This window comes from Kitasatospora sp. NPDC127111, from assembly GCF_042677465.1.
Taxonomy (GTDB): Bacteria; Actinomycetota; Actinomycetes; order Streptomycetales; family Streptomycetaceae; genus Kitasatospora.
Map to the genome: position 1 here is coordinate 67,266 of NZ_JBHXTG010000030.1, position 23,324 is coordinate 90,589.

Consider the following 23,324-nt stretch of genomic DNA (forward strand, 5'->3'; position numbering starts at 1 on the left):
ACCCGCCGGGCCCGCCGGGCCCGCCGCACCACGCACCGTCAGATCTTCCGTACCAGTGGCAACACCCCCGAGGAGCACCGCCCGTGACGACCCACCACGACACGTCCTGGGCGCCCGAGGGCGAGCCCGCCGCGCCGGCCGCGATCACCCCGGCCGACGTGGCCGACGCCGCCCGGCTGGTCTCCTTCGGTCTCCAGGCCAAGCTGCTCCCCGCCCGCGACGCCGAGTACGCCGAGCTGGTCCGCCGCCACCGCGAGGACCCGCCGTTCGCCCGGCTCGCCGACGCCGTCGCCACCGGCATGGGCCTGGTCGTGCTGGAGGTCTCGCCGCGAGCCGGCATGGCCGTCGCCGCCGCCGAGGACTCGGTCTTCGCCGTCCGGATGGGCGACTACTCGCGCCGCGCCGCCTCCGAGTCCACCGACCGCTTCCTGCACGGCCTGGCCCACCTCGCCGTCGCCGCGATGGCCTTCCCCCGCCCCGAGGACCTCGCCGACGACGGCTACCTCGGCCGGATCACCGTCAACGGCGTCGACTCCTTCGTCCGCCAGGCCTGCCGCCGGCTGGAGGAGCAGGCCGAGGCCGACGGCGCCAACACCGACCCGCAGAGCGACGCCCCCGGGCTGGAGGCCGCGTGGCGCGTCTGGGCCCGCCGCACCGCCACCGGCGCCACCAAGGACGCCCGCCGGCTCTCCGGCTCGACCATCGGCATCGTCGCCAAGGCGGTGATGTTCCTGGTCGACTCCGGCTTCCTGCAGAAGACCTCCGACGACGCCGGCGGCACCTACCGCACCACCGCCCGCTACCAGCTCCAGGTCCGCGACCTGGCCGGAAGCGCCGCCATGGCCGAGCTGCTCGACCTCGGCATCGTCCCGGTCTCCGACGGCACCGCCAGCCTGCTGCCGCCGGACCTCGGCGACGAGCTGGTCGCCGACGCCGGCCTGCCGTTCCACTCGCTCTGAGCCTCCTCACCACCCCGCACCTCCTGGAGAACCGCCGCACATGTACGAGCTCAACCGGGTCCGCCTCTACTCGATCGGACCGGCCGGCGCCCGCTACGCCGACACGGTGCTCGACCTGCGCGGCGTCGGCGAGCCCGTCGCCGACCCGGCCCCGCAGCAGATCGGCCTGTTCGGCGAGGACACCGACGGCCCGGTCCGCCGCCCCGCCCCGGCCGGCGTGCTCTTCCTGGAGAACGGCGGCGGCAAGTCCGTCCTGCTCAAGCTGATCTTCTCGGTGATGCTCCCCGGCCACCGCAACACCCTCGGCGGCGCCAGCTCCGGCGTGCTGCGCAAGTTCCTGCTCGCCGACGACTGCGGGCACGTCGCCCTGGAGTGGCAGCACACCGTCACCGGCGAGCTGATCGTGGTCGGCAAGGTCAGCGAGTGGCGCGGCCGCCAGGTCTCCTCCGATCCGCGCAAGTTCGCCGAGACCTGGTACTCCTTCCGCCCCGGCCCCGGCCTCACCCTGGACTCCCTCCCGGTCGCCGAGCGGGTCAGCCTGGCCGGCGACCAGAAGGCCCGCGGCCGCCGCCGCACCATGAAGGGCTTCCGCGACGCGCTCACCGAGGCCGGCAAGGCCCACCCGTACCTCGACCTGGTCTTCGAGGACGGCCACGACCGCTGGACGGAACACCTCGGCGACCTCGGCCTCGACCCCGAACTCTTCCGCTACCAGCGCGAGATGAACGCCGACGAGGGCGAGGCGGCCGGCCTCTTCGCGGTCAAGCACGACAGCGACTTCACCGACCTGCTGCTGCGCGCCGTCACCGACACCCGTGACACCGACGGCCTCGCCGACCTCGTCCACGGCTTCGCCGCCAAGCTCGGCCGCCGCGCCGAGCTCACCGCCGAACGCGACTTCACCGCCGGCTCGCTCGACCTGCTGGAGCGGATCGCCGAGGCCACCACCGCCCGCGAGACCGTCCGCGAGGCCCACCGCACCGCCGAGCGCCGCACCCGCCGGCTCGCCCACGCCCTCGCCTCCCGCGCCACCGCCGAGCGCGACCGCGCCCAGGACCTCGCGATCGAGGTCGCCGCCGCCGCGAGCGCCGTCACCGCGGCCGAGGCCGACCGCACCCGGCACACCCTGATCACCGCCGAACTCACCCACCGGCACGCCACCCTCGGCCTGGCCGCCGCCACCGCCGAGGCCGCCGCCCTGCGCCGCGAACTCACCGACGCCCGCACCCTGCACTCCGCCTGGCAGGCCGCCGAGGCCGTGCTGCGCCAGCGCGCCGCCGCCGACCGGGTCGCCCGGGTCGCCGCCGCGATCCGCGAGGCCGAGCTCGACGCCGCCCCCGCGCTCGCCGCCCGTGCCCGCGCCGCCACCGCCCTGGCCCGCGCCCTCGAAGCCGCCGCCGCGGCCGCCGAAGCCCGCGCCGACACCGAGGAGCAGCGCGCCGGCGAGCTGCAGGCCGACGGCGCCAAGGCCCAGAACGACGCCACCGAGGCCGCCACCGCCGCCCAGAAGGCCCGCAGCGAGGCCGAGCACCTGCGCCAGCGCCTCGCCGAGGTCGAGCAGGAGACCGAGGCCGCCGTCGAGGCCGGCTGGATCGACGCCGACGGGGACGTCGACCCGGCCCGCGCCGCCCTGCACGCCGCCGACGTCGAGAAGACCGCCGCCGCCGCGCTCGCCCAGGCCCGGACCGCCGCCGAGTCCGCCGCCGCCCGGCTGCGCGAGGCCGCCGCCGCCACCGGCCGCGCCGAACTCGCCGCCGAACGCGCCGGCGACGCCCGCAAGGCCGCCGCCCTCGCGCACGCCGCCGAGCAGCGCACCGCCGCCCTGCTCGCCACCGAGCCGCGGCTGGCCGACCTGCTCTCCCTCACCCCCTACCAGGACGGCGCGGAGGAGGACGCCGGCTTCCTCACCCCCGCCGTCCTCGACCGCAACGCCGAGTACCTGCGCGAGCTGCTCGACGAGGCCATCGCCACCGCCGAACGCACCCTGTTCGACCTGCGCACCGCCGCCGCCGACGACTCCCGCATCCTCGCCGCCCTCGGCGACGGCGGCCTGCTGCCGCCCGGCCCGGACGTCCTCGCCACCGTCGAGTACCTCGCCGAGCACGGCATCCCCGCCCTGCCCGGCTGGCGCTACCTCGCCCAGTCCGTCGACCCGGCCGACCACGAGGCGATCCTCGCCGCCCGCCCCGAGCTGGTCGACGGCGTCGTCATCACCGATCCCAACTCCCTGGAGCGGGCCCGCGAGGCCCTGCGGTCCGCCGCCCTGCTGCCGCGCTCCACCGTGGCCGTCGGCGCCGCCGCCTCGCTGATCGCCCCGATCACCGACGAGCCCGCGTTCTTCCTCGTGCCGCCGAACCCGGCCATGCACGACGAGTCCGCCGCCGACGGCGAGCGCCGCGAACTGCGCGCCCGCGCCACCGCCCGCGAGGAACACATCCGCGAACTCGCCGCCCGCCTCGGCGGCGACCGCGCCCTCGCCGCCCGCCTCGCCTCCTGGCACGCCAACTGCCCGCCCGGCACCCTCGCCGAACTCGCCGCCGCCGCCGAGGCCGCCCGCGAGCACGCCGAGCAGGCCGCCGCCACCCTCGCCACCCTGCGCGCCGACCACGACGAGGCCGAGACCGACCACGCCGTCGCCGCCTCCGCCCACGAGGAGCACCGCGAGACCGCCCAGCGCGCCCGCCGCCGCGCCGACGCCCTCTCCGGCCTCGCCTTCCGGCTGCGCGAACGCGCCGGCTGGACCCGCCGCCAGCGCGAACTCGCCGACGACGCCGCCGAGTGCGACCGCCGCCAGGCCCTCTGCGCCGAACGCGCCCGCACCTGCGACGAGGACCGCCGCGCCGCCCAGCGCGCCGCCGACGACGCCCGCCGCACCGCCCGCACCCTGCGCGCCGAGCGCGCCGAGATCCCCGCCGCCGAGCAGGCCGACGAGCCCGAGGCCGACGTCGCGCCCACCGCGCTGCCGGCCCTGCGCGAGGCCTACCGCGCCGCCTCCCAGCTGTACGAGAAGGTCGGCGTCGGCGCCGACCTGCGTGCCGAACAGGCCCGCGCCGAGGGCGACGAGGCCGCCGCCGCGGCCGAACTCGACCGCCTCACCAACAAGGTCCGCACCCGCGCCGAGGAACTGCTCGGCAGCCCCGACGGCGCCGATGGCCCGGCCCGCCAGGCCGCCGCCGCCCGCGCCGAGGAGCTCGTCGCCACCCTCGAGGCCCGCTCCGCCGCCGCCAGCGAGCAGCTCGGCCGGCTGCGCGGCGAGGCCGAACGCTCCGCCCCCGCCGACGGCGAGGCCCACACCGAGCTGCCCGAGGACCTCGTCCCCACCGACCCCGAACACGCCCAGGCCCTGCTGCGCACCGCCACCACCCGCCTCGCCGAGCGCCGGGAGACGGTGGACACCGCCCGCACCGCCCTCGCCGACCTGCAGCGCACCTTCGACGCCGCCCAGGCCGCCGCCGCCGACTTCGACGAGCACGCCGGTCAGCTCCGCGACGGCCTGCGCGAGCAGCCGGACGACGACGGCCAGCCGGCCGAGCCCTACCTCGGCGGCCTCGCCGACGCCCGCACCGCCGCCGCCGAGGCCCGCCGCGCCCTGCGCACCGCCGCCGGCGAGCTGTCCTCCGCCGAACTCGCCGTCCGCGACGCCTCCGACGCGCTCGTCCGGCACGCCAACGCGGCCCGCTACGAGGCCGTCCGCACCCCGGCCCGCCAGCAGATCCGCGAACTGCCCGCCGCCGCCCTGCCCGACCACGCCGCCGCCTGGGCCACCGCCTTCGCCCCCCGGCTGCGCGTGCTCACCGACGAGCTCGCCCAGCTGGAGAAGAACCGCGGCTCGATCGTGGACCGCCTGCGCGGCCTGGTCGAGTCCTCGCTCACCACCCTGCGCGCCGCCCAGCGGCTCTCCCGCCTCCCTGAGGGCCTGGGGGAGTGGTCCGGCCAGGAGTTCCTGCGGATCCGCTTCGAGGACCCGGACCACGCCACCCTGGTCGAGCGCCTCGGCGAGGTGATCGACGAAGCCACCCGCGCCGCCGTCAAGAAGAACAGCGACCTGCGCCGCGACGGCATGTCCCTGCTGCTGCGCGGCGTCGCCGCCGCGATCGGCCCGCGCGGCGTGAGCGTCGAGATCCTCAAGCCGGACGCCGTGCTGCGCGCCGAGCGGGTCGGCGTCGGCCAGATGTCCGACGTGTTCTCCGGCGGCCAGCTGCTCACCGCCGCCATCGCGCTCTACTGCACGATGGCCGCACTGCGCGCCAACGACCGCGGCCAGTCCCAGCTGCGGCACGCCGGAACGCTCTTCCTGGACAACCCGATCGGCCGCGCCAACGCCACCTACCTGCTGGAGCTCCAGCGGGCGGTCGCCGACGCGCTCGGCGTCCAGCTGATCTACACCACCGGCCTGTTCGACACCACCGCGCTCGCCGAGTTCCCGCTGGTCATCCGGCTGCGCAACGACGCCGACCTGCGGGCCGGCCTGAAGTACATCTCGGTGGAGGAGCACCTGCGCCCGGGCCTGCCCGCCGCGCCCGACCCGGACGGTCCGGCCATCCACGGCGAGATCACCGCCACCCGGATGTTCAAGCGGCCGGCGGAGGTTCCCGCCCCGTCGTGACCGCCGTAGCGTGGGGCCCATGCTGACGATCGCTCACCTCAGTGACATCCACCTCGGCCAGGTCCACCACGGGGACGACGGCAAGCGCGCCCGGCGGCGGGCCGAGCAGGTGATGGCGTACCTCGACGCCCTGCCCGGCCCGCTGGACGCGGTGCTCGTCACCGGCGACCTCGCCGACCACGGCCTGCCCGAGGAGTACGAGCAGGTCGCCGAGGTGCTGGCCTCCCGGCACCCGGTGCTGATCTGCCCCGGCAACCACGACCGCCGCTCGCCCTACCGCGAGGTGCTGCTCGGCGAGGCACCGGGGGAGGAGCCGGTCAACCGGCCGCACCGGCTGCCCGGCGCCGACGTGCTGATGCTCGACTCCTCGATTCCCGGGCGGGACGACGGCCTGCTGGACGAGGAGACGCTCGGCTGGCTGGACCGCACCCTCGCCGAAGGCCGCCAGGAGCTCCCGGCGCTGGTCGCCTTCCACCACCCGCCGGTCACCCTCCACCTGCCGTACGTCGACCCGATCCGCCAGTTCGGGGAGGAGCGGCTCGCCGAGGTGCTGGCCCGCCACCCCCGGGTGCGGGCGCTGCTCTGCGGCCACTCGCACACCGGGGCGGCCACCACCTTCGCCGGACTGCCGCTGCTGGTGGCGCCGGGCGTGGTCTCCACCGTCACCCTGCCCTGCGAGGGCGAGACCGAGATCCGCTTCGACCACCCTCCGCAGTTGGTCTTCCACGTCCTGGCCGACGACGGCCGGCTGACCAGCCACTACCGCGCGCTGGCCTGACGCGCCCTGGGCTGTGGCGGCCGGGCCTGCGGTGCGGGTCCGGCCGCCCGGCTGCCGGCCATCGGGGAGGCGGAGTTCGGCCCGCGCATCCGCTGCGCGGCGATCTGGCGCGAGATCAGGAGCTCCAGCAGGCACCACATCGAACCGAACACCCCGATCCCCATCGCCATCAGCGCGGGTGTCAACAACCAGCTGTCCGCGTACGAGGCCAGCGTCGCGACCAGCAGGCCGACCAGGGTGAACGCCAGGCAGAGCACCGCCCGGACGGCGGCGGTGCGCACCTCGTCGGGCAGGCGGCGGCGACGGCGTGCGACGGACATCGGGCGACCCCCAGGCGCGTCACGGTGTCGGGGTGTGCGGGCCGGGCGCGCGAAACGCGCCCCTGCACGCCTACTCTGCCCCGCCGCACCCCGACTATGCGCCCGAATTCCCCGAAGTGCCGTCAAATGGTGTGATCTGCTCCGGAAAGCCTCAAGCCGGGCTCAGGGCGCGTCCCGGCCCAGCTGCTGGTCGAGCTCCTCCAGCGCACCCGTCACGATCGTCCGCATCGCCCGCTCCGCGTGCTCCGCGTCCCCCGCGCAGATCGCCTCCGCGACCTCGCGGTGCAGCCGGATCGCGTACGGCTCCGGCTGATGGGGCATCAGATGGTACTCGGTGCGGCCGGTCAGCACCGCCCCGACGGTGTCCCCGAGGTGGGCGAACATCTCGTTGCCGGAGGCCTTCAGCACGACGGAGTGGAAGGCGATGTCGTGCCGGAGGAAGGTCTCCAGGTCCGCGGCGCGCGCCGTCACGGTCAACTCAACGGCTAGCGCGCTGAGTTCACGGCGCTCGTCGTCGCTGGCGTGCCGTGCGGCGAGTGCGGCGGCGGCCGGCTCCACGGCCACCCGCAGCGAGCCCAGTGAGCGCAGCTGGGCCGGCCGGTCGCTGCCCGCCAGCCGCCAGCGGATCACCAGCGGGTCGAAGACGTCCCAGGCGGACTTCGGCTGGACGGTGATGCCCACCCGGCGCCGGGACGCCACCATGCGCATCCCCTCCAGGATCCGCACCGCCTCGCGGACCACCGTCCGCGACACCCCGAACCGCTCCTCCAGTTCCTCGCCGCGCAGGACCGCGCCCTCGGGCAGCTCCCCGGACGCGATGGCCGGTCCGAGCTCGTCGAGCAGTCGGCCGGGCAGCCCCTGGATCTCCATCCGCCCAGCCTAGACGCCCGGGCCCGGCGCGCCCGCGTCGGGCCCGGCTCCCCGCCGGCTCGCCAAAAGTATGACGATTTGGTTTCCGTCACTTGAATACGTCATATCTTTGGGACGATAGTGGCGGCCTGGCAACGAAGGAGCACCACCCATGGCTCTCAGCGACGAGAACCACGACACTCCGGCACCCACCACCCCCGGCCCCCTCACGGTCGTGGTGATGGGCGTCTCCGGTGTCGGCAAGACCACCCTGGCCCGCCTCCTGGCAGACCGCCTCGGCCTCCCCCACGCCGAGGCGGACGACTTCCACCCGCCGGCCAACATCGCCAAGATGTCGGCCGGCGTCCCGCTGGACGACGCGGACCGCGCCCCCTGGCTGCGGGCCATCGGCGGCTGGCTCAAGGAGCGGACCGAGGCCGGCACCGGCGGCGTGGTCACCTGCTCGGCGCTGAAGCACCGCTACCGCGACACCCTGCGCGCGGCCTGCCCGGGCGCCTTCTTCCTGCACCTCAGCGGAGGTCACGAGCTGGTCGGGGACCGGCTCGCCCACCGCAGCGGCCACTTCATGCCGCCGTCGCTGCTCGACTCGCAGTACGCCGCCCTGGAACCACTCGGGGCGGACGAGCGCGGCGCCGTCCTGGACGTCGGACCGTCCCCCGAAGAACTCGTCGAGATGGCCGTGGCACTGCTGCGGCCCGTCAATGGAGACCTCGCGTGACCCGCACCCCCCTCCTCGCGGCCGCCGCCCCACCGGCGTTGCCGCACACCGGCAGCGACTCCCAGCTGCTGATCGCGGTGCTGCTGAGCATCGGCGCCATCGTGCTGCTGATCACCAAGCTGAAGCTGCACCCGTTCCTCGCCCTGACGCTCGGCTCGGGCCTGCTGGCCGCCGTCGCCGGCGCTCCGTTCGACAAGCTGCTGTCCAGCTTCTCGACCGGCTTCGGCTCCACCGTGGCCGGTGTCGGCCTGCTGATCGGGCTGGGCGCGATGCTCGGCAAGCTGCTCGCCGACTCCGGTGGGGCGAACACCATCGCGGACACCGTGCTCTCCCGCTCCGGGCCCAGGGCGCTGCCGTGGGCGATGGCGCTGATCGCGGCGGTGCTCGGCCTGCCGCTCTTCTTCGAGGTGGGCGTCGTCCTGCTGATCCCGATCGTGCTGCTGGTCGCGCGCCGCGGCGGCGTCCCGCTGATGCGGATCGGCATCCCCGCGCTGGCCGGCCTCTCGGTGCTGCACGGCCTCGTCCCGCCGCACCCGGGCCCGCTGGTCGCCGTCGACGCGCTGAAGGCGGACCTCGGCGTCACCCTGGCGCTCGGCCTGCTGATCGCCGTCCCGACCCTGGTCATCGCCGGGCCGCTGTTCGCCCGGCTCGCCGAGCGCTGGGTGGGCCCGCTGGCCGTGCCGGAGACCACCGCCCCGGTGGAGACCGCGGAGCACGAGCGGACGCCGTCCTTCGGCGCCGTGCTGGCCACCATCCTGCTGCCGGTCGTGCTGATGCTCGGCAAGGCGCTGGCCGACGTCGTCATCGACGATCCGAAGGCGATGGCCCAGCGGGTGTTCGACTTCATCGGCTCGCCGCTGATCGCGCTGCTCGCCGCGACCCTGCTCGGCATGGTGACGCTGGGCCGGGCGGCCGGCTTCTCCAAGGAGCGGATCGCCGAGACCGTGGGCCGGTCGCTCGCGCCGATCGCCGGCATCGTCTTCATCGTCGGCGCGGGCGGGGGCTTCAAGCAGACCCTGATCGACGTCGGCGTGGGCAACGCGGTCAGCGAGTGGTCGGGCAAGTGGCACGTCTCGGCGCTGCTGCTCGGCTGGCTGATCGCCGTCCTGATCCGGCTGGCCACCGGCTCGGCGACGGTCGCCACCATCACCGCGGCCGGCATCGTGGCCCCGCTGGCGGCCGGCATGTCCTCCACCCACGCGGCGCTGCTGGTGCTGGCGATCGGAGCCGGATCGCTGTTCTTCTCGCACGTCAACGACGCCGGCTTCTGGCTGGTGAAGGAGTACTTCGGGATGAGCGTCGGTCAGACCCTGAAGTCCTGGTCGGTGATGGAGACCGTGATCTCGGTGGTCGCGATAGCCCTGATCATGCCGCTCAGCCTGATCATCTAGCCGACCCCGGACACGCGAACGGGCGGGCGCTCCGCGAGGGGGCGCCCGCCCGTTCCGTGTTGCCGGCGGCGCGGGGTCAGGCGAGCAGCACCCGCCAGCCGGCCCCGCCGTCCGGACCGTCCGGGCGAAGCGTCAGTTCCTTCACCTGGCCGGTCCCGTGGAAGGTGAGCCGCACGGTCTGCCGCTCGGCCGGGTCGTCGCCGAAGTCGGCGGTGACCTCGCCGGCGGCGCCCCGCGCGTAGTCGCGCACCCACGCCTCGGCCGCGGCCCGGCGTCCGTCGGCCGACCCCTCGGCGGCGGCCAGCGGCGCCAGCCGCTCCGCGGAGCCGTCGGCGAGCCGCCACACCACCTGCTGGACCAGGCCCAGCGTCTCCGGCACGGGGCAGCCCGTGACCTTCAGGTGCGGGTGGGCGGCGTAGTCGGCGGCGAACGCGAGCCGCCGGTCCTGCGCGCCGTCGTCCGAGCAGCCGGCCAGCAGGGCGGCCGAGAGCACGGCCGCCAGCGCGACCGCGACCGGCCGCCCCGCCGCCATCAGCTGGTCCCGAGCGGGCGGACGACGACGAACCACTCGATCGGGTCACCCTTTACTTCGCGCCGCGCTTCGCGAGGCTGTGCCTACTTGGTCCCGCGCTTCGCGAGGCTGTGCTCACTTGGTACCGCGCTTCGCGAGGCTGTGCTCACTTGGTACCGCGCTTCGCGAGGAAGGCGTCGACCTCGGCCCGGATCTCCGGGGTGTCCAGGCCGCGTACGGTCATCGTGGTGCGGCGGCGCAGCACGTCGTCCGTGGTGTAGGCCCACTCGTTGTCGGCGGCGTAGGCGACCTGCGCCCAGACGTCCGGCCCGTCCTCGTGGATCGGCCGGCCGAGCTCCGGGTTCTCGTCGATCAGGCGGGCGATCTCGAAGGAGAGCGTGCCGTAGTGGCTGGCCAGGTGCTTGGCGACCAGCGGCTCCATGCGGGAGCCGGGCTCGCGGTCGATCAGCAGGCGGTGCGCGACGGCGTTCGGCGCGCCGACGCCGGGCAGCGGCACGGTCGGGGCGATCGGGGACATGTCCTCGCCGAGGCTGGTGCCGGGCACGTGGGCCAGCTTCTCCAGCACGGTGCGGCCGATGTGCCGGTAGGTCGTCCACTTGCCGCCGGCGACGGACAGCATGCCGCCCTTGCCCTCGGTGACGACGGTCTCGCGCTTGGCGGCGGCGGTGTCGCCGGGGCCGCCGGGGAGCACGCGCAGGCCGGCGAAGGCGTAGGTGATCAGGTCGCGGTCGAGGTGCTCGTCGCGGATCGCGTGCGCGGCCTCGCCCATGATCTGGTCGATGTCCGCCTCGGTGGCGCGGACGTCCTGCGGGTCGCCGGTGTACTCCTCGTCGGTGGTGCCGAGGAGGACGTGGTCCTCCCACGGGATGGCGAAGGAGACGCGGTACTTGTCGATCGGGATGGTGAGCGCGGCGCGCCACGGGGCGCGGCGCTTGACGACGACGTGCGCGCCCTTGGAGAGGCGGATCGACGGCGCGGCGCCGGCGTCCTCCATCTTGCGCAGGTGGTCGACCCAGGGGCCGGTGGCGTTGAGCACCAGGCGGGCGTTGACGCCGAACTCGGTGCCGTCCAGGCGGTCCCTCAGCTCGGCGCCGGTGACCCGGCCGCCGGTGAAGCGCAGGCCGGTGACCTCGGCGTGGTTGAGCACCACGGCGCCGGCGTCGACGGCGGCGCGCACGGTCATCACCGCGACGCGCGAGTCGTTCATCTGGTGGTCGCCGTAGACGGCCACCGAGCGCAGGCCCTCGGTGCGCAGCGCGGGCACCTGCTGGGCGGCGTGGGCGGCGGTGGAGACCCGGCCCATGCCGTCGCGGAAGGCGGAGAGCGCCGAGTAGAGGAAGACGCCGGCGCCGAGCTTGGGGGCGCTGTGCGGGCCGCCCTTGTAGACCGGCACGAAGAAGGTCAACGGGTTGACCAGGTGCGGGGCGACGTCGGTGGCGAGCGCGCGGCGCTCCTTGTGGTTCTCGGCGACCAGCTTGACCGCGCCGGTCTGCAGGTAGCGCAGACCGCCGTGGACCAGCTTGGAGGAGGCGCTGGAGGTGGCACCGGCGAAGTCGCCGGCGTCGACCATGGCGACCTTGAGGCCCGCCTGGGAGGCCGTCCAGGCGACGGCCGTGCCGAGGATGCCGCCCCCGATCACCAGCAGGTCGTAGGTGGCCTTGCCCAGCAGCTCGCGGGTGTCGGCGCGGGAGGCGGTGCGGCCGGCGGTGCGCTCGGCGCCCAGGGTCGGGATGGTTGCCATGGTGTGTGTTACGGCGACGCGGGTCGGGCGGCGCCGTTACTCCTCTCGGTGTGCGGTGCGGCCCCTGCGGAGAGGCCGGTCGGCCCGGTGCGGCGGGCCGGTGAAACGGGGGCAAGCCGGTCGGGGCACGGGGCCCCGACCGGCTTCGCGGTCAGCTCTGCTCTTCCTCCTCCACCCAGCCCATGGTGCGCTCCACGGCCTTGAGCCACTTCTTGTACTCGCGCTCCCGGGTGGCCTCGTCCATGCGCGGCGTCCACTCGGCGGCGCGGTGCCAGTTGGCCCGCAGGGTGTCCAGGTCGCTCCAGAAGCCGACCGCCAGGCCGGCCGCGTAGGCGGCGCCGAGCGCGGTGGTCTCGGCCACGTACGGGCGCTCGACCGGGGCGTCCAGGACGTCGGCGATGTTCTGCATGAGCAGGTTGTTGCTGGTCATGCCGCCGTCGACCTTGAGGGCGGTGAGCTCGACGCCGGAGTCCTTCTGCATGGCGTCGACGACCTCGCGGGTCTGCCAGGCGGTGGCCTCCAGGACGGCCCGGGCCAGGTGGCCCTTGGTGACGTACCGGGTCAGGCCGGCGATCACACCGCGGGCGTCGGAGCGCCAGTACGGGGCGAACAGGCCGGAGAAGGCCGGGACGAAGTAGGCGCCGCCGTTGTCCTCGACGGTGTTGGCGAGGGTCTCGATCTCGGCGGCGGTGGAGATGATGCCGAGCTGGTCGCGCAGCCACTGGACGAGCGAGCCGGTGACGGCGATCGAGCCCTCCAGGGCGTAGACCGGCTTCTGGTCGCCGATCCGGTAGCCGACCGTGGTCAGCAGGCCGTGGTAGGAGTTGACGACGTCCTCGCCGGTGTTCAGCAGGAGGAAGGTGCCGGTGCCGTAGGTCGACTTGGCCTCGCCCTTGTCGAAGCAGGTCTGGCCGAACAGCGCGGCCTGCTGGTCGCCCAGCGCGGAGGCGACCGGGACGCCGGCCAGGTCGCCGACGGCCTCGCCGTAGACCTCGGCGGAGGAGCGGATCTCCGGCAGGACGGACAGCGGCACGCCCATCGACTCGGCGATCTTCTCGTCCCACTGCAGGGTGTGCAGGTTCATCAGCATGGTGCGGCTGGCGTTGGTGACGTCGGTGACGTGCTTGCCGCCGTCGACGCCGCCGGTGAGGTTCCAGATCACCCAGGTGTCCATGGTGCCGAACAGGATGTCGCCGGCCTCGGCGCGCTCGCGCAGGCCCTCGACGTTGTCCAGCAGCCAGCGGATCTTCGGGCCGGCGAAGTAGCTGGCCAGCGGGAGGCCGGTCTCGCGGCGGAAGCGGTCCTGGCCGACGTTGCGGCCCAGCTCGCGGCAGAGCGCCTCGGTGCGGGTGTCCTGCCAGACCAGCGCGTTGTGCACCGGCTCGCCGGTGTTCCTGTCCCACAGGACGGTGGTCTCGCGCTGGTTGGTGATGCCGATCGCGCGGATGTCGTCCTTGGTCAGACCGGCCTTCTCCAGCGCGCCGCGGACGACCGACTGGACCCGGGTCCAGATCTCGGCGGCGTCGTGCTCGACGTAACCGGGCTGGGGGAAGATCTGCCGGTGCTCCTGCTGGTCGACGGCGACGATCCGCCCGTCCGCACCGAAGATGATGCAGCGGCTGGAGGTGGTGCCCTGGTCGATCGCGGCGATGTAGTTGCCCGTGCCAGTGGAGGTCATGAGGGTCCTCGGCTCAAGGTTGGGGGATTCGGGTGGGTGGGTCCGACTCTCGGGTCAGTCCCCGAACTCGGGTGGGGCGAAGCCTGGCCCGGCGAAGATGGCCGGCTTTAGAACATGGCGTTGTACAGACCGCCGGCCAGCAGGCCGCCGACGATCGGGCCGGCCACCGGGACCCAGGCGTAGGACCAGTCGGAGCCGCCCTTGTTCGGGATCGGCAGCAGCGAGTGGACGATGCGCGGGCCCAGGTCGCGGACCGGGTTGATGGCGTAGCCGGTCGGGCCGCCGAGCGAGAGGCCGATGCCGACGACGGTGAACGCGACGATCAGGATGCCGAGGCCGGACTTGCCCAGGCCCTCGTTGGTGCTCTGGGTGAGGATCGCGAAGCAGAGCACGAAGGTGCCGATGATCTCGGTGAGCATGTTCTGGACGGGGTTCCGGATCTCGGGACCGGTCGAGAAGATGCCCAGGGTCGGCTCCTTGTTCTCGTTGAACTGGCCGAGGTAGGTGGCCCAGACGAGGACGGCGCCGATCATCGCGCCGAGCAGCTGCGAGCCGAGGTAGAGCGGAACGTCGCCCCATTCGCCGCTCTTGACGGCGAGGGCGAGGGTGACGGCCGGGTTGAGGTGGGCGCCGGACTTCGGAGCCGACATGTAGGCGGCGATCATCACCGCGAAGCCCCAGCCGAAGGTGATCGCCAGCCAGCCGGCGTTGATGGCCTTCGACTTCTTGAGCGTCACGGCGGCGCAGACGCCGCCGCCGAGAAGAATCAGGGCGGCGGTGCCGAGGGTTTCGCCGACGAAGATGTCGCCGTTGGAGAACGCGGACACAAAGACTCCCTTGTCCATATGGCCCGGAGGTGCGGGTGGGGGCGGGTGGCCGGGCGATCACGGTGCGGGTGAGCGCTCTGTGGGAGAGATCCGCTCGGCCATCGTTCGACAATGTCGACCGTCATGCGGAAGCTTCCTCCCCGGGCCGCCTTCACGTCAAGGCCGGGTTACGCAGCTGTGACCCTTCACCCGAAGTAGTCGGTCGGTTATCCACGAACACGGACAAAACGCTAAGGCGCGGACAGGCGTGCTGCCTGTCCGCGCCTCAGCGTGAACGTGGGGTGTCCGGCGCGGGCTCCGCGCGCCGCGCCGTCAGAACCGGCCGGCCCCGAGGTCCCGGGAGATCGCCCGGGCCGCGCTGCGTACCGACGCGACCAGCGACGGCTTCACGAAGCCGTCCTCGCAGACCCGTTCCACCGCGCCGCTGACGCAGACCGCGCCCACCGGGTTGCGCCGCCGGTCCTGGATCAGCGCGCCGATCGAGGCCACGCCCTCCCAGGTCTCCTCGATCGAGTCCGCCCAGCCCCGCTCCCGGATCAGCGCCGCCTCGGCGTCCACGTCCGCCGGCTCGGTCAGCGTCCGCGCGGTGTACGACTCGAACGGCCCCTCGCCCAGCTCCCCGCGGGCCACCGGGTCGTAGGCCAGCAGCACCTTGCCCAGCGCGGTGGAGTGCAGCGGCTGCATCGAGCCGACCTCCAGCACCTGCCGGGTGTCGTCCGGGCGGAACACGTGGTGCACGATCAGCACGCCCTGCTGGTGCAGCACCCCCAGGTAGACGGTCTCGCCGGCCGCCCGGGCCAGGTCGTCCGCCCAGACCAGGGCGCGGGCCCGCAGCTCGTGCACGTCCAGGTAGCTCTGCCCCAGCCGCAGCAGCTCGGCGCCCAGTTGGTACTTGCCGCTCTCCGGGTCCTGTTCCACGAACCCCTCCTGCTGCAGGGTGCGCAGGATGCCGTGCGCGGTGCCCTTGGCCAGGTCCAGCGCCGTGGCGACCTCGGACAGACCGAGGCGGCGCTCACCGCCGGCCAGCAGGCGCATGATGGCGGCGGCCCGGGAGAGCGACTGGATCGGGCCGGGCATTCGGTACCTCCGCGCTGACAGGCGGTCGACATTGTCGACCGCAGTGGTAACGGGATGAGTCTGCCAGGCCTCCCCGGGTCCGTGCACCTTCCCCCTCGGTAACACCCGCGGAAGCCGGGGGCGACGCCGTCAGCCCCGGCCGCGCGCCACCTCGGCGGCCAGCGCGGCGATCTCCCGCGGCCCCACCCGGCAGCAGCCGCCCACCAGCCGGGCTCCGTCGGCCAGCCAGCCGGTCACCATCCCCCGGCCTCCGGCGGGCGGGACCCCCGTCGGGCGGAACGTCGGCTCACCGCGCCAGTCCCGCGCCGCGGCGTCCCAGTCCTCGCCGCTGTTCGGGTAGACCACCACCGGCTTGCCGGTCACCCGCGCCGCCAGTGCCACCGCCCGGTCCGCGTCCCGCGGCGAGCAGCAGTTCACCCCGACCGCCACCACCTCGTCCGCCTCCGCCGCCAGGGCGAAGGCCTCCGCCAGCGGCTGCCCGGCCCTGGTGCGCCCGCCGGTCACGCTGTACGACAACCAGGCCGGCACACCCAGCCCGCGCACCGCCCGCAGCAGCGCCCGCGCCTCGTCCGCGTCCGGCACCGTCTCCAGCGCCAGCACGTCCGGTCCGGCCGCCGCCAGCACCTCCAGCCGCGGCCGGTGGAACGCCTCCAGCTCGCCCACCGTCAGCCCGTACCGCCCCCGGTACTCCGACCCGTCCGCCAGCACCGCCCCGTACGGGCCCGCCGACGCGGCCACCCAGAGCGGCCGGCCCGCCCCCGGCCGCCCGCCCGCCACCTGCCGCGCCGCCTCCCGGGCCAGCTCCACGCTGCGCGCCAGCAGCCCGGCCGCCGCCGCCCGGTCCACCCCGCGCCGGGCGAACCCCTCGAAGCTCGCCTGGTAGCTCGCGGTGATCGCGACCTCCGCGCCCGCCTCGAAGTACGCCCGGTGCGCGGCGACGACCGCCTCCGGGGCGTCCGCCAGCAGCCGCGCCGACCACAGCTCGTCCGACAGGTCGTGCCCGGCCGCGGCCAGCTGGTTCGACAGCCCGCCGTCCAGCACCAGCGGGCCGTCGGCCAGCGCCGCGGCGAAGTCCTTCCCGGTCACCGAAGACCCCTTCCTCACGGTGGGACCCTGCTCACAGCCTAGAGAAGGGGACGGGCCGGGCGCCGCCCGGAAAATCATTTGCCGCAGAGTCAACGGGTCGCTACGTTGTGCTCATCCCGAGAACGACGACCGTCGCACGCACGGCAGAACCGCACCGGAGAGGAGCCGGCCATGACCACGGAGCAGCCCCCGGCCGAAACCGACACCGGCACGGACGCCCGCCGGCATGCCGGTGCCGGAGCCGGTACGGACGCCGGAGCCGGCGGCGTCGACGAGCGTGCCTGGCTGGCCGCCTACGATCCGCGCGCCTACACCCCGGTGGCGGTCACCGTCGACGTCGTCGCCCTCACCCTGCGCCACGGCAGCCTGCACGTCCTCCTGGTCGAGCGCGCCGCCCCGCCCTACCAGGGCTCCTGGGCCCTGCCCGGCGGCTTCCTGCGCGCCGGCGAGGAGGGCCTGGACGAGGCCGCCGCCCGCGAGCTCGCCGAGGAGACCGGCCTGCACGGCAGCGCCGACGCCGAGGCCGCCCTCAGCCGCATCCACCTCGAACAGCTCGGCACCTACGGCGCCCCCGACCGGGACCCTCGCATGCACGTCGTCTCGGTCGCCTACCTGGCCTTCGCCCCCGACCTGCCCGACCCCCGGGCCGGCTCGGACGCGGCGACCGCCGCCTGGCACCCCGTCAGCGCCCTGGAACTCCGGCCGTCCACCGGCCGGTCACGAGCAGCCGGTGAGCCCGTCGACACCCACGGGGGTGGCGTCGACGGGCCCACCGGCCCCCAGCCCGAGCGGTCCACGCCGATCACCCTGGCCTTCGACCACGCCCGCATCCTCGCCGACGGCCTCGACCGCGCCCGCGACAAGATCGAGTACAGCCCGCTGGCCACCGCCTTCCTCCAGCACGACTTCACCATCCCCGAGCTGCGCGCCGTCTACGAGGCCGTCTGGGACGAGAAGCTCCACCCCGGCAACTTCCACCGCAAGGTCCTCTCCGTCCCCGGCTTCGTGGAGAGCACCGGCACCACCACCGAGCGCGGCGGCGCCCGCGGCGGCCCGCGCGCCCGCACCTACCACGCCGGCGACGCCCGGCTCCTCCACCCCGCCCTCCTCCGCCCCACCCGCGAGGACGAGATCCGCTGACCGGCGCCGCCGGTCCCACCCGCGCACTACCATCCGGCCATGACCACTCAAGACGTCAACAGGACGAGCAACCGGCCCAACTCCCACTGCCACTGGTGCGGCACGCCCTACCCGGCCGACACCAAGGCCTGGCCCCGCACCTGCCCCGGCTGCGCCGAGATCAGCTACCGCAACCCGCTGCCCGTCGCGGTCACCGTCCTCCCCGTCACCCGCCCCGACTCCGACCCCGCCCTGGTCGTCATCCGCCGCACCATCGAACCCGGCTACGGCGAACTCGCCTTCCCCGGCGGCTACATCGACTACGGCGAGACCTGGCAGCAGGCCTGCGTCCGCGAGCTCCGGGAGGAGACCGGAATCCTGGCCGACTCCGCCGACATCACCCTGATCTCCACCGCGTCCGACCCGCACGGCCGCTTCGTCTTCCTCTGCGGACTGCTCCCCGCCCGCCCGCTCGCCGACCTCCCGCCCTCGCAGCCCACCGAGGAGACCGACGGCTGGCTGCTCGCCACCCCCGACACCCGGCTCGCCTGGGACTTCCACACCAACGTCTCCCGCTCCTGGTTCCGCGGCGAGTTCACCCCCGGCGGCCGGCCCCCGGCAGCGGGCTGACCAGCCGCGCGTCCGCCCGGCGGACCCTGGCGCGCGGGCCGCTCACATGGCATGGTCTGCACCGACAGCCCAACCGGACGGGCCCTGCCACAAGCGCGCCCGTCCCATCCACCGGCCGGGAGACCACCACCGTGAGCACCCCACCCCAGGATCAGCCGCTCTGGCGCCCCAACCCCGAGAGCGCCGCCGCCACCGGCCTCGTGGCGTTCCAGGCCTGGGCCGCCGAGCACCACGGCGCACCGGCCGCACCGCTCGCCCCCACCGCCGACGACACCGAGGCGGCCCGCCGCTACGCCGACCTGCACGCCTGGTCCGTCGAAGACCTCGACCGCTTCTGGACCGCCGTCACCCAGTGGTTCGACGTCCGCTTCCAGCAGGCCCCGGACGCCGTCCTCGCCGACCCGGCCATGCCCGGCGCCCGCTGGTTCCCCGGCGCCCGCCTCAACTACGCCGAGCACGCCCTGCGCGCCGCCGAGGACCCGGCCAACCACGACCGCCCGGCCGTCCTCCACCTCGACGAGACCACCGAGCAGCCGCTCACCCTCACCTGGGCCGAGCTCCGCCGCCAGGTCGCCTCCCTCGCCGCCGCCCTGCGCGCCCGCGGCATCGGCCCCGGCGACCGCGTCAGCGCCTACCTGCCCAACATCCCGCAGGCCGCCGTCGCCCTCCTCGCCACCGCCGCCGTCGGCGCCGTCTGGACCAGCTGCGCCCCCGACTTCGGCGCCCGCAGCGTCCTCGACCGCCTCCAGCAGATCGAACCCGCCGTCCTCTTCGCCGTCGACGGCTACCACTACGGCGGCAAGGACCACGACCGCACCGAGGTCGTCGCCGAACTCCGCCGCGAACTCCCCACCCTGCGCACCGTCGTCCACGTCCCGCTGCTCGGCGCCCCCGCCCCCGACGGCGCCCTGCACTGGGACGACCTGGTCGCCGACGACGTCGAGCCGGCGTACGAGTACGTCCCCTTCGACCACCCGCTCTGGGTCCTCTACTCCTCCGGCACCACCGGCCTGCCCAAGGCCATCGTCCAGAGCCAGGGCGGCATCCTCGTCGAGCACCTCAAGCAGGCCGGCCTCCACCTGGACCTCGGCCCCGAGGACCGCTTCCTCTGGTACACCTCCACCGGCTGGATGATGTGGAACTTCCTCCTCGCCGGCCTCCTCGTCGGGTCCACGATCGTCACCTACGACGGCAGCCCCGGCCACCCCGACACCGGCGCCCTCTGGTCCGTCGCCGCCCGCACCGGCGCCACCGTCCTCGGCACCTCGGCCGCCTACGTCATCGCCAGCCGCAAGGCCGACCTCCACCCCGGCCGCGACCTCGACCTCTCCGCCGTCCGCTGCATCGGCACCACCGGCTCCCCGCTCCCGCCCGACGGCTTCCGCTGGATCTACGACGAGGTCAAGGAGGACGTCTGGCTCGCCTCCGTCAGCGGCGGCACCGACGTCTGCTCCTGCTTCGTCGGCGGCGTCCCCACGCTGCCCGTGTACCTCGGCGAGATCCAGGCACCCTGCCTCGGCGCCGCCGTCGAGTCCTGGGACGTCCAGGGCCGCCCGCTCACCGACGCCGTCGGCGAACTCGTCGTCACCAAGCCCATCCCCTCCATGCCCACCGGCTTCTGGAACGACCCCGACGGCACCCGGTACCACGACAGCTACTTCGACACGTACCCCGGCGTCTGGCGCCACGGCGACTGGATCACCGCCACCTCGCGCGGCACCGTGATCATCCACGGCCGCTCCGACTCCACCCTCAACCGCCAGGGCGTCCGGATGGGCTCCTCCGACATCTACGAGGTCGTCGAGCGCCTCCCCGAGATCGCCGAGTCCCTGGTCATCGGCCTGGAGGAGCCCGACGGCGGCTACTGGATGCCGCTCTTCGTCGTCCTCACCCCTGGTGCCACCCTGGACGACGACCTGACCGGCCGCATCCGCACCTCGCTGCGCACCGAACTCTCCCCGCGGCACGTCCCCGACGAGGTCATCGCCGTCCGCGGCCTCCCGCACACCCTCACCGGCAAGCGCATCGAGGTCCCGGTGAAGCGACTGCTCTCCGGCACCCCGCTGGAGCAGGCCGTCAACCCCGGCTCCGTCGACAACCTCGACCACCTGCGCTTCTTCGAGCAGCTCCGCCGCGAGCGCCAGGCCGCCCAGGCCTGACGCCCGGCACGGCGAAGGGGCGCCCCCACGACGGCGGGGGCGCCCCTTCGACGGCTCGGTCCCGGCGCGCCGCCGCTCCCGACGGCGCGCCGCGGTCCGGTGCTACTCGCCGGACAGCACCTGCTGCGCCGCGGCCCGCGCCGCCTCGGCGCTGTCCGCCGCCCGGGCCGCCTCGGCCGCCCGGCGGCACTGCGCCAGCGTGTACTTGGCCAGCGTGGTCCGCACGTAGGGGATCGACGCCGCGCCCATGGACAGGCTGGTGACCCCGAGACCGGTCAGGACCACCGCCAGCAGCGGGTCCGAGGCCGCCTCGCCGCAGACGCCGCAGCTCTTCCCGGTGGCCTGGGCGGCCTCGGCCGAGAACGCGACCAGGTCGAGCAGCGCCGGCTGCCACGGGTCCTGCAGCCGGGCCAGCGCGCCCACCTGGCGGTCGGCCGCGAAGGTGTACTGGGCCAGGTCGTTGGTCCCCAGCGAGAGGAACTCCACCTCCTGCAGGATCGACCGCGCCCGCAGCGCCGCCGACGGAATCTCCACCATGGCACCGAACTTGGCGTTCAGCCCGGCCTCGCGACAGGCGTCCGCGAAGTCCTCGGCGTCCTTCCGGTCGGCCACCATCGGGGCCATCACCTCGAGGTGGACCGGCAGGCCCTCGGCGGCCTTCGCCAGCGCGCGCAGCTGGGTCCGCAGCACCTCCGGGTGCTCCAGCAGCGTCCGCAGACCGCGCACACCGAGCGCCGGGTTCGGCTCGTCGGCCGGGGTCAGGAAGTCCAGCGGCTTGTCCGCGCCCGCGTCCAGCACCCGGACCACGACCCGGCCCTCCGGGAACGCCTCCAGCACCTTGCGGTACGCCTCGACCTGCTTCTCCTCGCCGGGCGCCTTCGCCGAGTCGTCCAGGAAGAGGAACTCGGTCCGGAACAGCCCGACGCCCTCGGCCCCGGCCTCCAGCGCGGCCGGCAGGTCGGCCGGTCCGCCCACGTTGGCCAGCAGCGGCACCCGGTGACCGTCCGAGGTCTGCCCCGGACCGGAGGAGGCGGCCAGGGCGGCCTTGCGCTCGGCGGCGATCCGGCGCAGCTCGTCCTGCTTCTCCTGCGACGGCTCCACCAGCACGTCGCCGGAGCTGCCGTCCACCGCGACGACGGTGCCCTCGGCGACGCCGGCCGCCCCGGGCAGCGCGACCACGGCCGGCACGCCCATGGCCCGCGCGAGGATGGCGCTGTGGCTGGTCGGCCCGCCCTCCTCGGTCACGAAGCCGAGCACCAGCGTCGGGTCGAGCAGCGCGGTGTCGGCCGGCGCCAGGTCCCGAGCGAACAGCACGTACGGCTCGTCGCTGTCCGGGACGCCCGGCATCGGCACGCCCAACAGCCGCGCCACGATGCGGTTCCGCACGTCGTCCAGGTCGGCGACCCGGCCGGCCAGGTAGTCCCCGGCCGAGGCGAGGAGCGCGCGGTAGGCGGCGAAGGCGTCGTAGACGCCGCGCTCGGCGCTGCTGCCGACCGCGATCCGGCGCGCGACGTCGGCCATCAGCTCGGGGTCCTGCGCCATCAGCGCCTGGGCCTCCAGCACCGCCTGCGCCTCGCCGCCGGCCAGGTTGCCGCGCGCGGTCAGGTCCGCGGCCACCGCCTCGACCGCCGCCTGCGCGCGGGCCTGCTCGCGCGGGGCGTCCTCGGTGGGGATCTGGGTGGCCGGCGGCTCCAGCACCGCCGTCCCCATGTGCCGCACCTGACCGATCGCGACCCCGTGGCTGACACCCACGCCGCGCAGCGTCTTCTGCATTGTCACTGTCTCCGCTGAGAGGAGCGGCCCCGCCGGGTACCGCTGTGTGCCGGGCCGCCCCGTCGAGTGGGCCGGGGCGGGTGTGTCGGAAAAAGAGGTCAGCTCCAGCTGAACAGGGCGTCGCCGACGGCGGCCTCCCCGTCCTCACGGACACCGGTGAGGGAGTCGGCCGCGGCCTCCAGGGCGACGATCGGCGAGATCGGCGACTTGCCGGCGGCCTCGACGGCGGCGGGGTCCCACTTGATGACGGCCTGGCCGCGGGTCACCGTGTCGCCCTTGGAGACGAGCAGCTCGAAGCCCTCGCCGTTCAGCTGCACGGTGTCGATGCCGAGGTGGGTCAGCACACCGTGCCCGGCGGCGTCCACGACGACGAACGCGTGCGGGTGCATGGAGACGACGACACCGTCCACCGGGGCGACGGCCTCGGTCGGCCGGCGCACGGGGTCGATCGCGGTGCCGGGACCGACCATCGCGCCCGAGAAGACCGGGTCCGGCACGCCGGCGAGCCCGACGACCCGGCCGGTCAGTGGCGACGTCACAGTGGTCATGGTGGTGCCTCCCAAGTGCGCAGTACAGCGAGCGGCCGCGAGCTGCGGCGCAACGATCAACTGAAGCCTAAATCATGTCAACTTCGGACATCCGCTGACATACCTGGGCGTAGAGCCACGCCCTGCCACCACCCCGGCCGACACCTCGTCGACCGATAGTGGTCTAGTCCTCTTCACCGATGCGCCGCACTCTACAGGCATCTTGGCGAATCGGGACCATTGCTGTATATGCTCGCGAGAGCAACAAATCATGCGTCCGACCGGGTGACACCGACGCGGCCCGATTCGCGCTCCGCCGCGGGAGCCGCTATGGTTAGTCGAGTCGCCGCAAGACGACGGTTAACAGCAGATTTCAGATGTGAAAAGCACCGGTAAACGGAGCGGAAAGCATCTGGTAAGCTGGGAACACGAAAGAATGAAGCGCCCGGAGGGCCCGCTGGAAGGCGGTCCGAAGGAAGTGTCCGTTCCTTGAGAACTCAACAGCGTGCCAAAAGTCAACGCCAGATATGTTG

General features: G+C 74.3%; 18 protein-coding genes. 8 read left to right on the forward strand and 10 right to left on the reverse strand.

Translation table 11 applies throughout. The features are described 5' to 3' along the window. Positions 1–83 precede the first annotated feature (83 nt). From ACFVHB_RS19785 to ACFVHB_RS19795, 3 genes are read left to right on the forward strand one after another with little or no spacing between them, the layout of a single operon-like run. A complete protein-coding gene (locus ACFVHB_RS19785; protein ID WP_380323468.1) occupies positions 84–959 on the forward strand; it encodes a hypothetical protein in 876 nt (291 codons plus the stop codon). A gap of 40 nt (positions 960–999) precedes the next feature. Continuing rightward, positions 1,000–5,565 carry a hypothetical protein gene (locus ACFVHB_RS19790; protein WP_380323471.1) on the forward strand — a complete coding sequence of 1,522 codons (4,566 nt, stop codon included), beginning with the start codon at positions 1,000–1,002 and terminating at the stop codon, positions 5,563–5,565. A gap of 19 nt (positions 5,566–5,584) precedes the next feature. Further along, the gene (locus ACFVHB_RS19795) at positions 5,585–6,343 is read left to right on the forward strand and encodes a metallophosphoesterase (RefSeq protein ID WP_380323474.1); all 759 of its coding nucleotides are present in this window, start codon (positions 5,585–5,587) and stop codon (positions 6,341–6,343) included. Here ACFVHB_RS19795 and ACFVHB_RS19800 read toward each other — a convergent pair. Together ACFVHB_RS19800 and ACFVHB_RS19805 are read right to left on the reverse strand one after the other, a co-directional pair. Continuing rightward, on the reverse strand, positions 6,325–6,663 hold the full coding sequence (locus tag ACFVHB_RS19800; RefSeq protein WP_380323476.1) for a hypothetical protein: 339 nt from the start codon (positions 6,661–6,663) through the stop codon (positions 6,325–6,327). The genes ACFVHB_RS19795 and ACFVHB_RS19800 overlap by 19 nt on opposite strands. Positions 6,664–6,825: 162 nt before the next feature. Beyond that, entirely contained in the window at positions 6,826–7,533 is a 708-nt protein-coding gene (locus ACFVHB_RS19805; RefSeq protein WP_380323479.1) for a FadR/GntR family transcriptional regulator, read from the reverse strand. A 151-nt stretch (positions 7,534–7,684) separates the two neighbouring features. Here ACFVHB_RS19805 and ACFVHB_RS19810 point away from each other — a divergent pair, with 151 nt between their 5' ends. Together ACFVHB_RS19810 and ACFVHB_RS19815 are read left to right on the forward strand one after the other, a co-directional pair. Further along, positions 7,685–8,251, forward strand: a complete 567-nt coding sequence (locus tag ACFVHB_RS19810) for a gluconokinase (RefSeq protein WP_380323482.1) — start codon at positions 7,685–7,687, stop codon at positions 8,249–8,251. Next, positions 8,248–9,642 (forward strand): GntP family permease, encoded by a 1,395-nt coding sequence (locus ACFVHB_RS19815; protein WP_380323485.1) that lies wholly within the window; start codon positions 8,248–8,250, stop codon positions 9,640–9,642. Before ACFVHB_RS19810 ends, ACFVHB_RS19815 begins: the two co-directional genes overlap by 4 nt. A gap of 76 nt (positions 9,643–9,718) precedes the next feature. Here the strand turns inward: ACFVHB_RS19815 and ACFVHB_RS19820 are convergent, their stop codons facing one another. From ACFVHB_RS19820 to mmuM, 6 genes are all read right to left on the reverse strand, one after another. Continuing rightward, a complete protein-coding gene (locus tag ACFVHB_RS19820) occupies positions 9,719–10,174 on the reverse strand; it encodes a hypothetical protein (protein ID WP_380323488.1) in 456 nt (151 codons plus the stop codon). A gap of 145 nt (positions 10,175–10,319) precedes the next feature. Continuing rightward, positions 10,320–11,915 (reverse strand): glycerol-3-phosphate dehydrogenase/oxidase, encoded by a 1,596-nt coding sequence (locus ACFVHB_RS19825; RefSeq protein WP_380323490.1) that lies wholly within the window; start codon positions 11,913–11,915, stop codon positions 10,320–10,322. 151 nt (positions 11,916–12,066) lie between these two features. Beyond that, positions 12,067–13,593 carry a glycerol kinase GlpK gene (glpK, locus tag ACFVHB_RS19830; protein WP_380323493.1) on the reverse strand — a complete coding sequence of 509 codons (1,527 nt, stop codon included), beginning with the start codon at positions 13,591–13,593 and terminating at the stop codon, positions 12,067–12,069. Positions 13,594–13,700: 107 nt separating this feature from the next. Then, positions 13,701–14,438 (reverse strand): MIP/aquaporin family protein, encoded by a 738-nt coding sequence (locus tag ACFVHB_RS19835; RefSeq protein WP_380323496.1) that lies wholly within the window; start codon positions 14,436–14,438, stop codon positions 13,701–13,703. A 294-nt stretch (positions 14,439–14,732) separates the two neighbouring features. Then, the gene (locus ACFVHB_RS19840) at positions 14,733–15,497 is read right to left on the reverse strand and encodes an IclR family transcriptional regulator (protein ID WP_380323499.1); all 765 of its coding nucleotides are present in this window, start codon (positions 15,495–15,497) and stop codon (positions 14,733–14,735) included. Positions 15,498–15,626: 129 nt separating this feature from the next. After that, complete coding sequence (mmuM, locus tag ACFVHB_RS19845; RefSeq protein ID WP_380323502.1) at positions 15,627–16,583, reverse strand: homocysteine S-methyltransferase; 957 nt, start codon at positions 16,581–16,583, stop codon at positions 15,627–15,629. A gap of 171 nt (positions 16,584–16,754) precedes the next feature. On the opposite strand from mmuM, the gene ACFVHB_RS19850 reads away from it, so the two are divergent. The 3 genes from ACFVHB_RS19850 to ACFVHB_RS19860 all read left to right on the forward strand — a co-directional run bounded on the left by ACFVHB_RS19850 (position 16,755) and on the right by ACFVHB_RS19860 (position 20,491). Then, a complete protein-coding gene (locus ACFVHB_RS19850; protein ID WP_380323505.1) occupies positions 16,755–17,723 on the forward strand; it encodes an NUDIX domain-containing protein in 969 nt (322 codons plus the stop codon). A gap of 39 nt (positions 17,724–17,762) precedes the next feature. Then, entirely contained in the window at positions 17,763–18,332 is a 570-nt protein-coding gene (locus ACFVHB_RS19855; RefSeq protein ID WP_380323508.1) for an NUDIX domain-containing protein, read from the forward strand. A gap of 131 nt (positions 18,333–18,463) precedes the next feature. After that, positions 18,464–20,491 carry an acetoacetate--CoA ligase gene (locus ACFVHB_RS19860; protein WP_380323511.1) on the forward strand — a complete coding sequence of 676 codons (2,028 nt, stop codon included), beginning with the start codon at positions 18,464–18,466 and terminating at the stop codon, positions 20,489–20,491. 102 nt (positions 20,492–20,593) lie between these two features. Here the strand turns inward: ACFVHB_RS19860 and ptsP are convergent, their stop codons facing one another. Together ptsP and ACFVHB_RS19870 are read right to left on the reverse strand one after the other, a co-directional pair. After that, positions 20,594–22,264 (reverse strand): phosphoenolpyruvate--protein phosphotransferase, encoded by a 1,671-nt coding sequence (ptsP, locus tag ACFVHB_RS19865; protein ID WP_380323514.1) that lies wholly within the window; start codon positions 22,262–22,264, stop codon positions 20,594–20,596. Positions 22,265–22,362: 98 nt separating this feature from the next. Beyond that, the gene (locus tag ACFVHB_RS19870) at positions 22,363–22,812 is read right to left on the reverse strand and encodes a PTS glucose transporter subunit IIA (RefSeq protein WP_380323517.1); all 450 of its coding nucleotides are present in this window, start codon (positions 22,810–22,812) and stop codon (positions 22,363–22,365) included. Between the last annotated feature and the right edge of the window lie 512 nt (positions 22,813–23,324).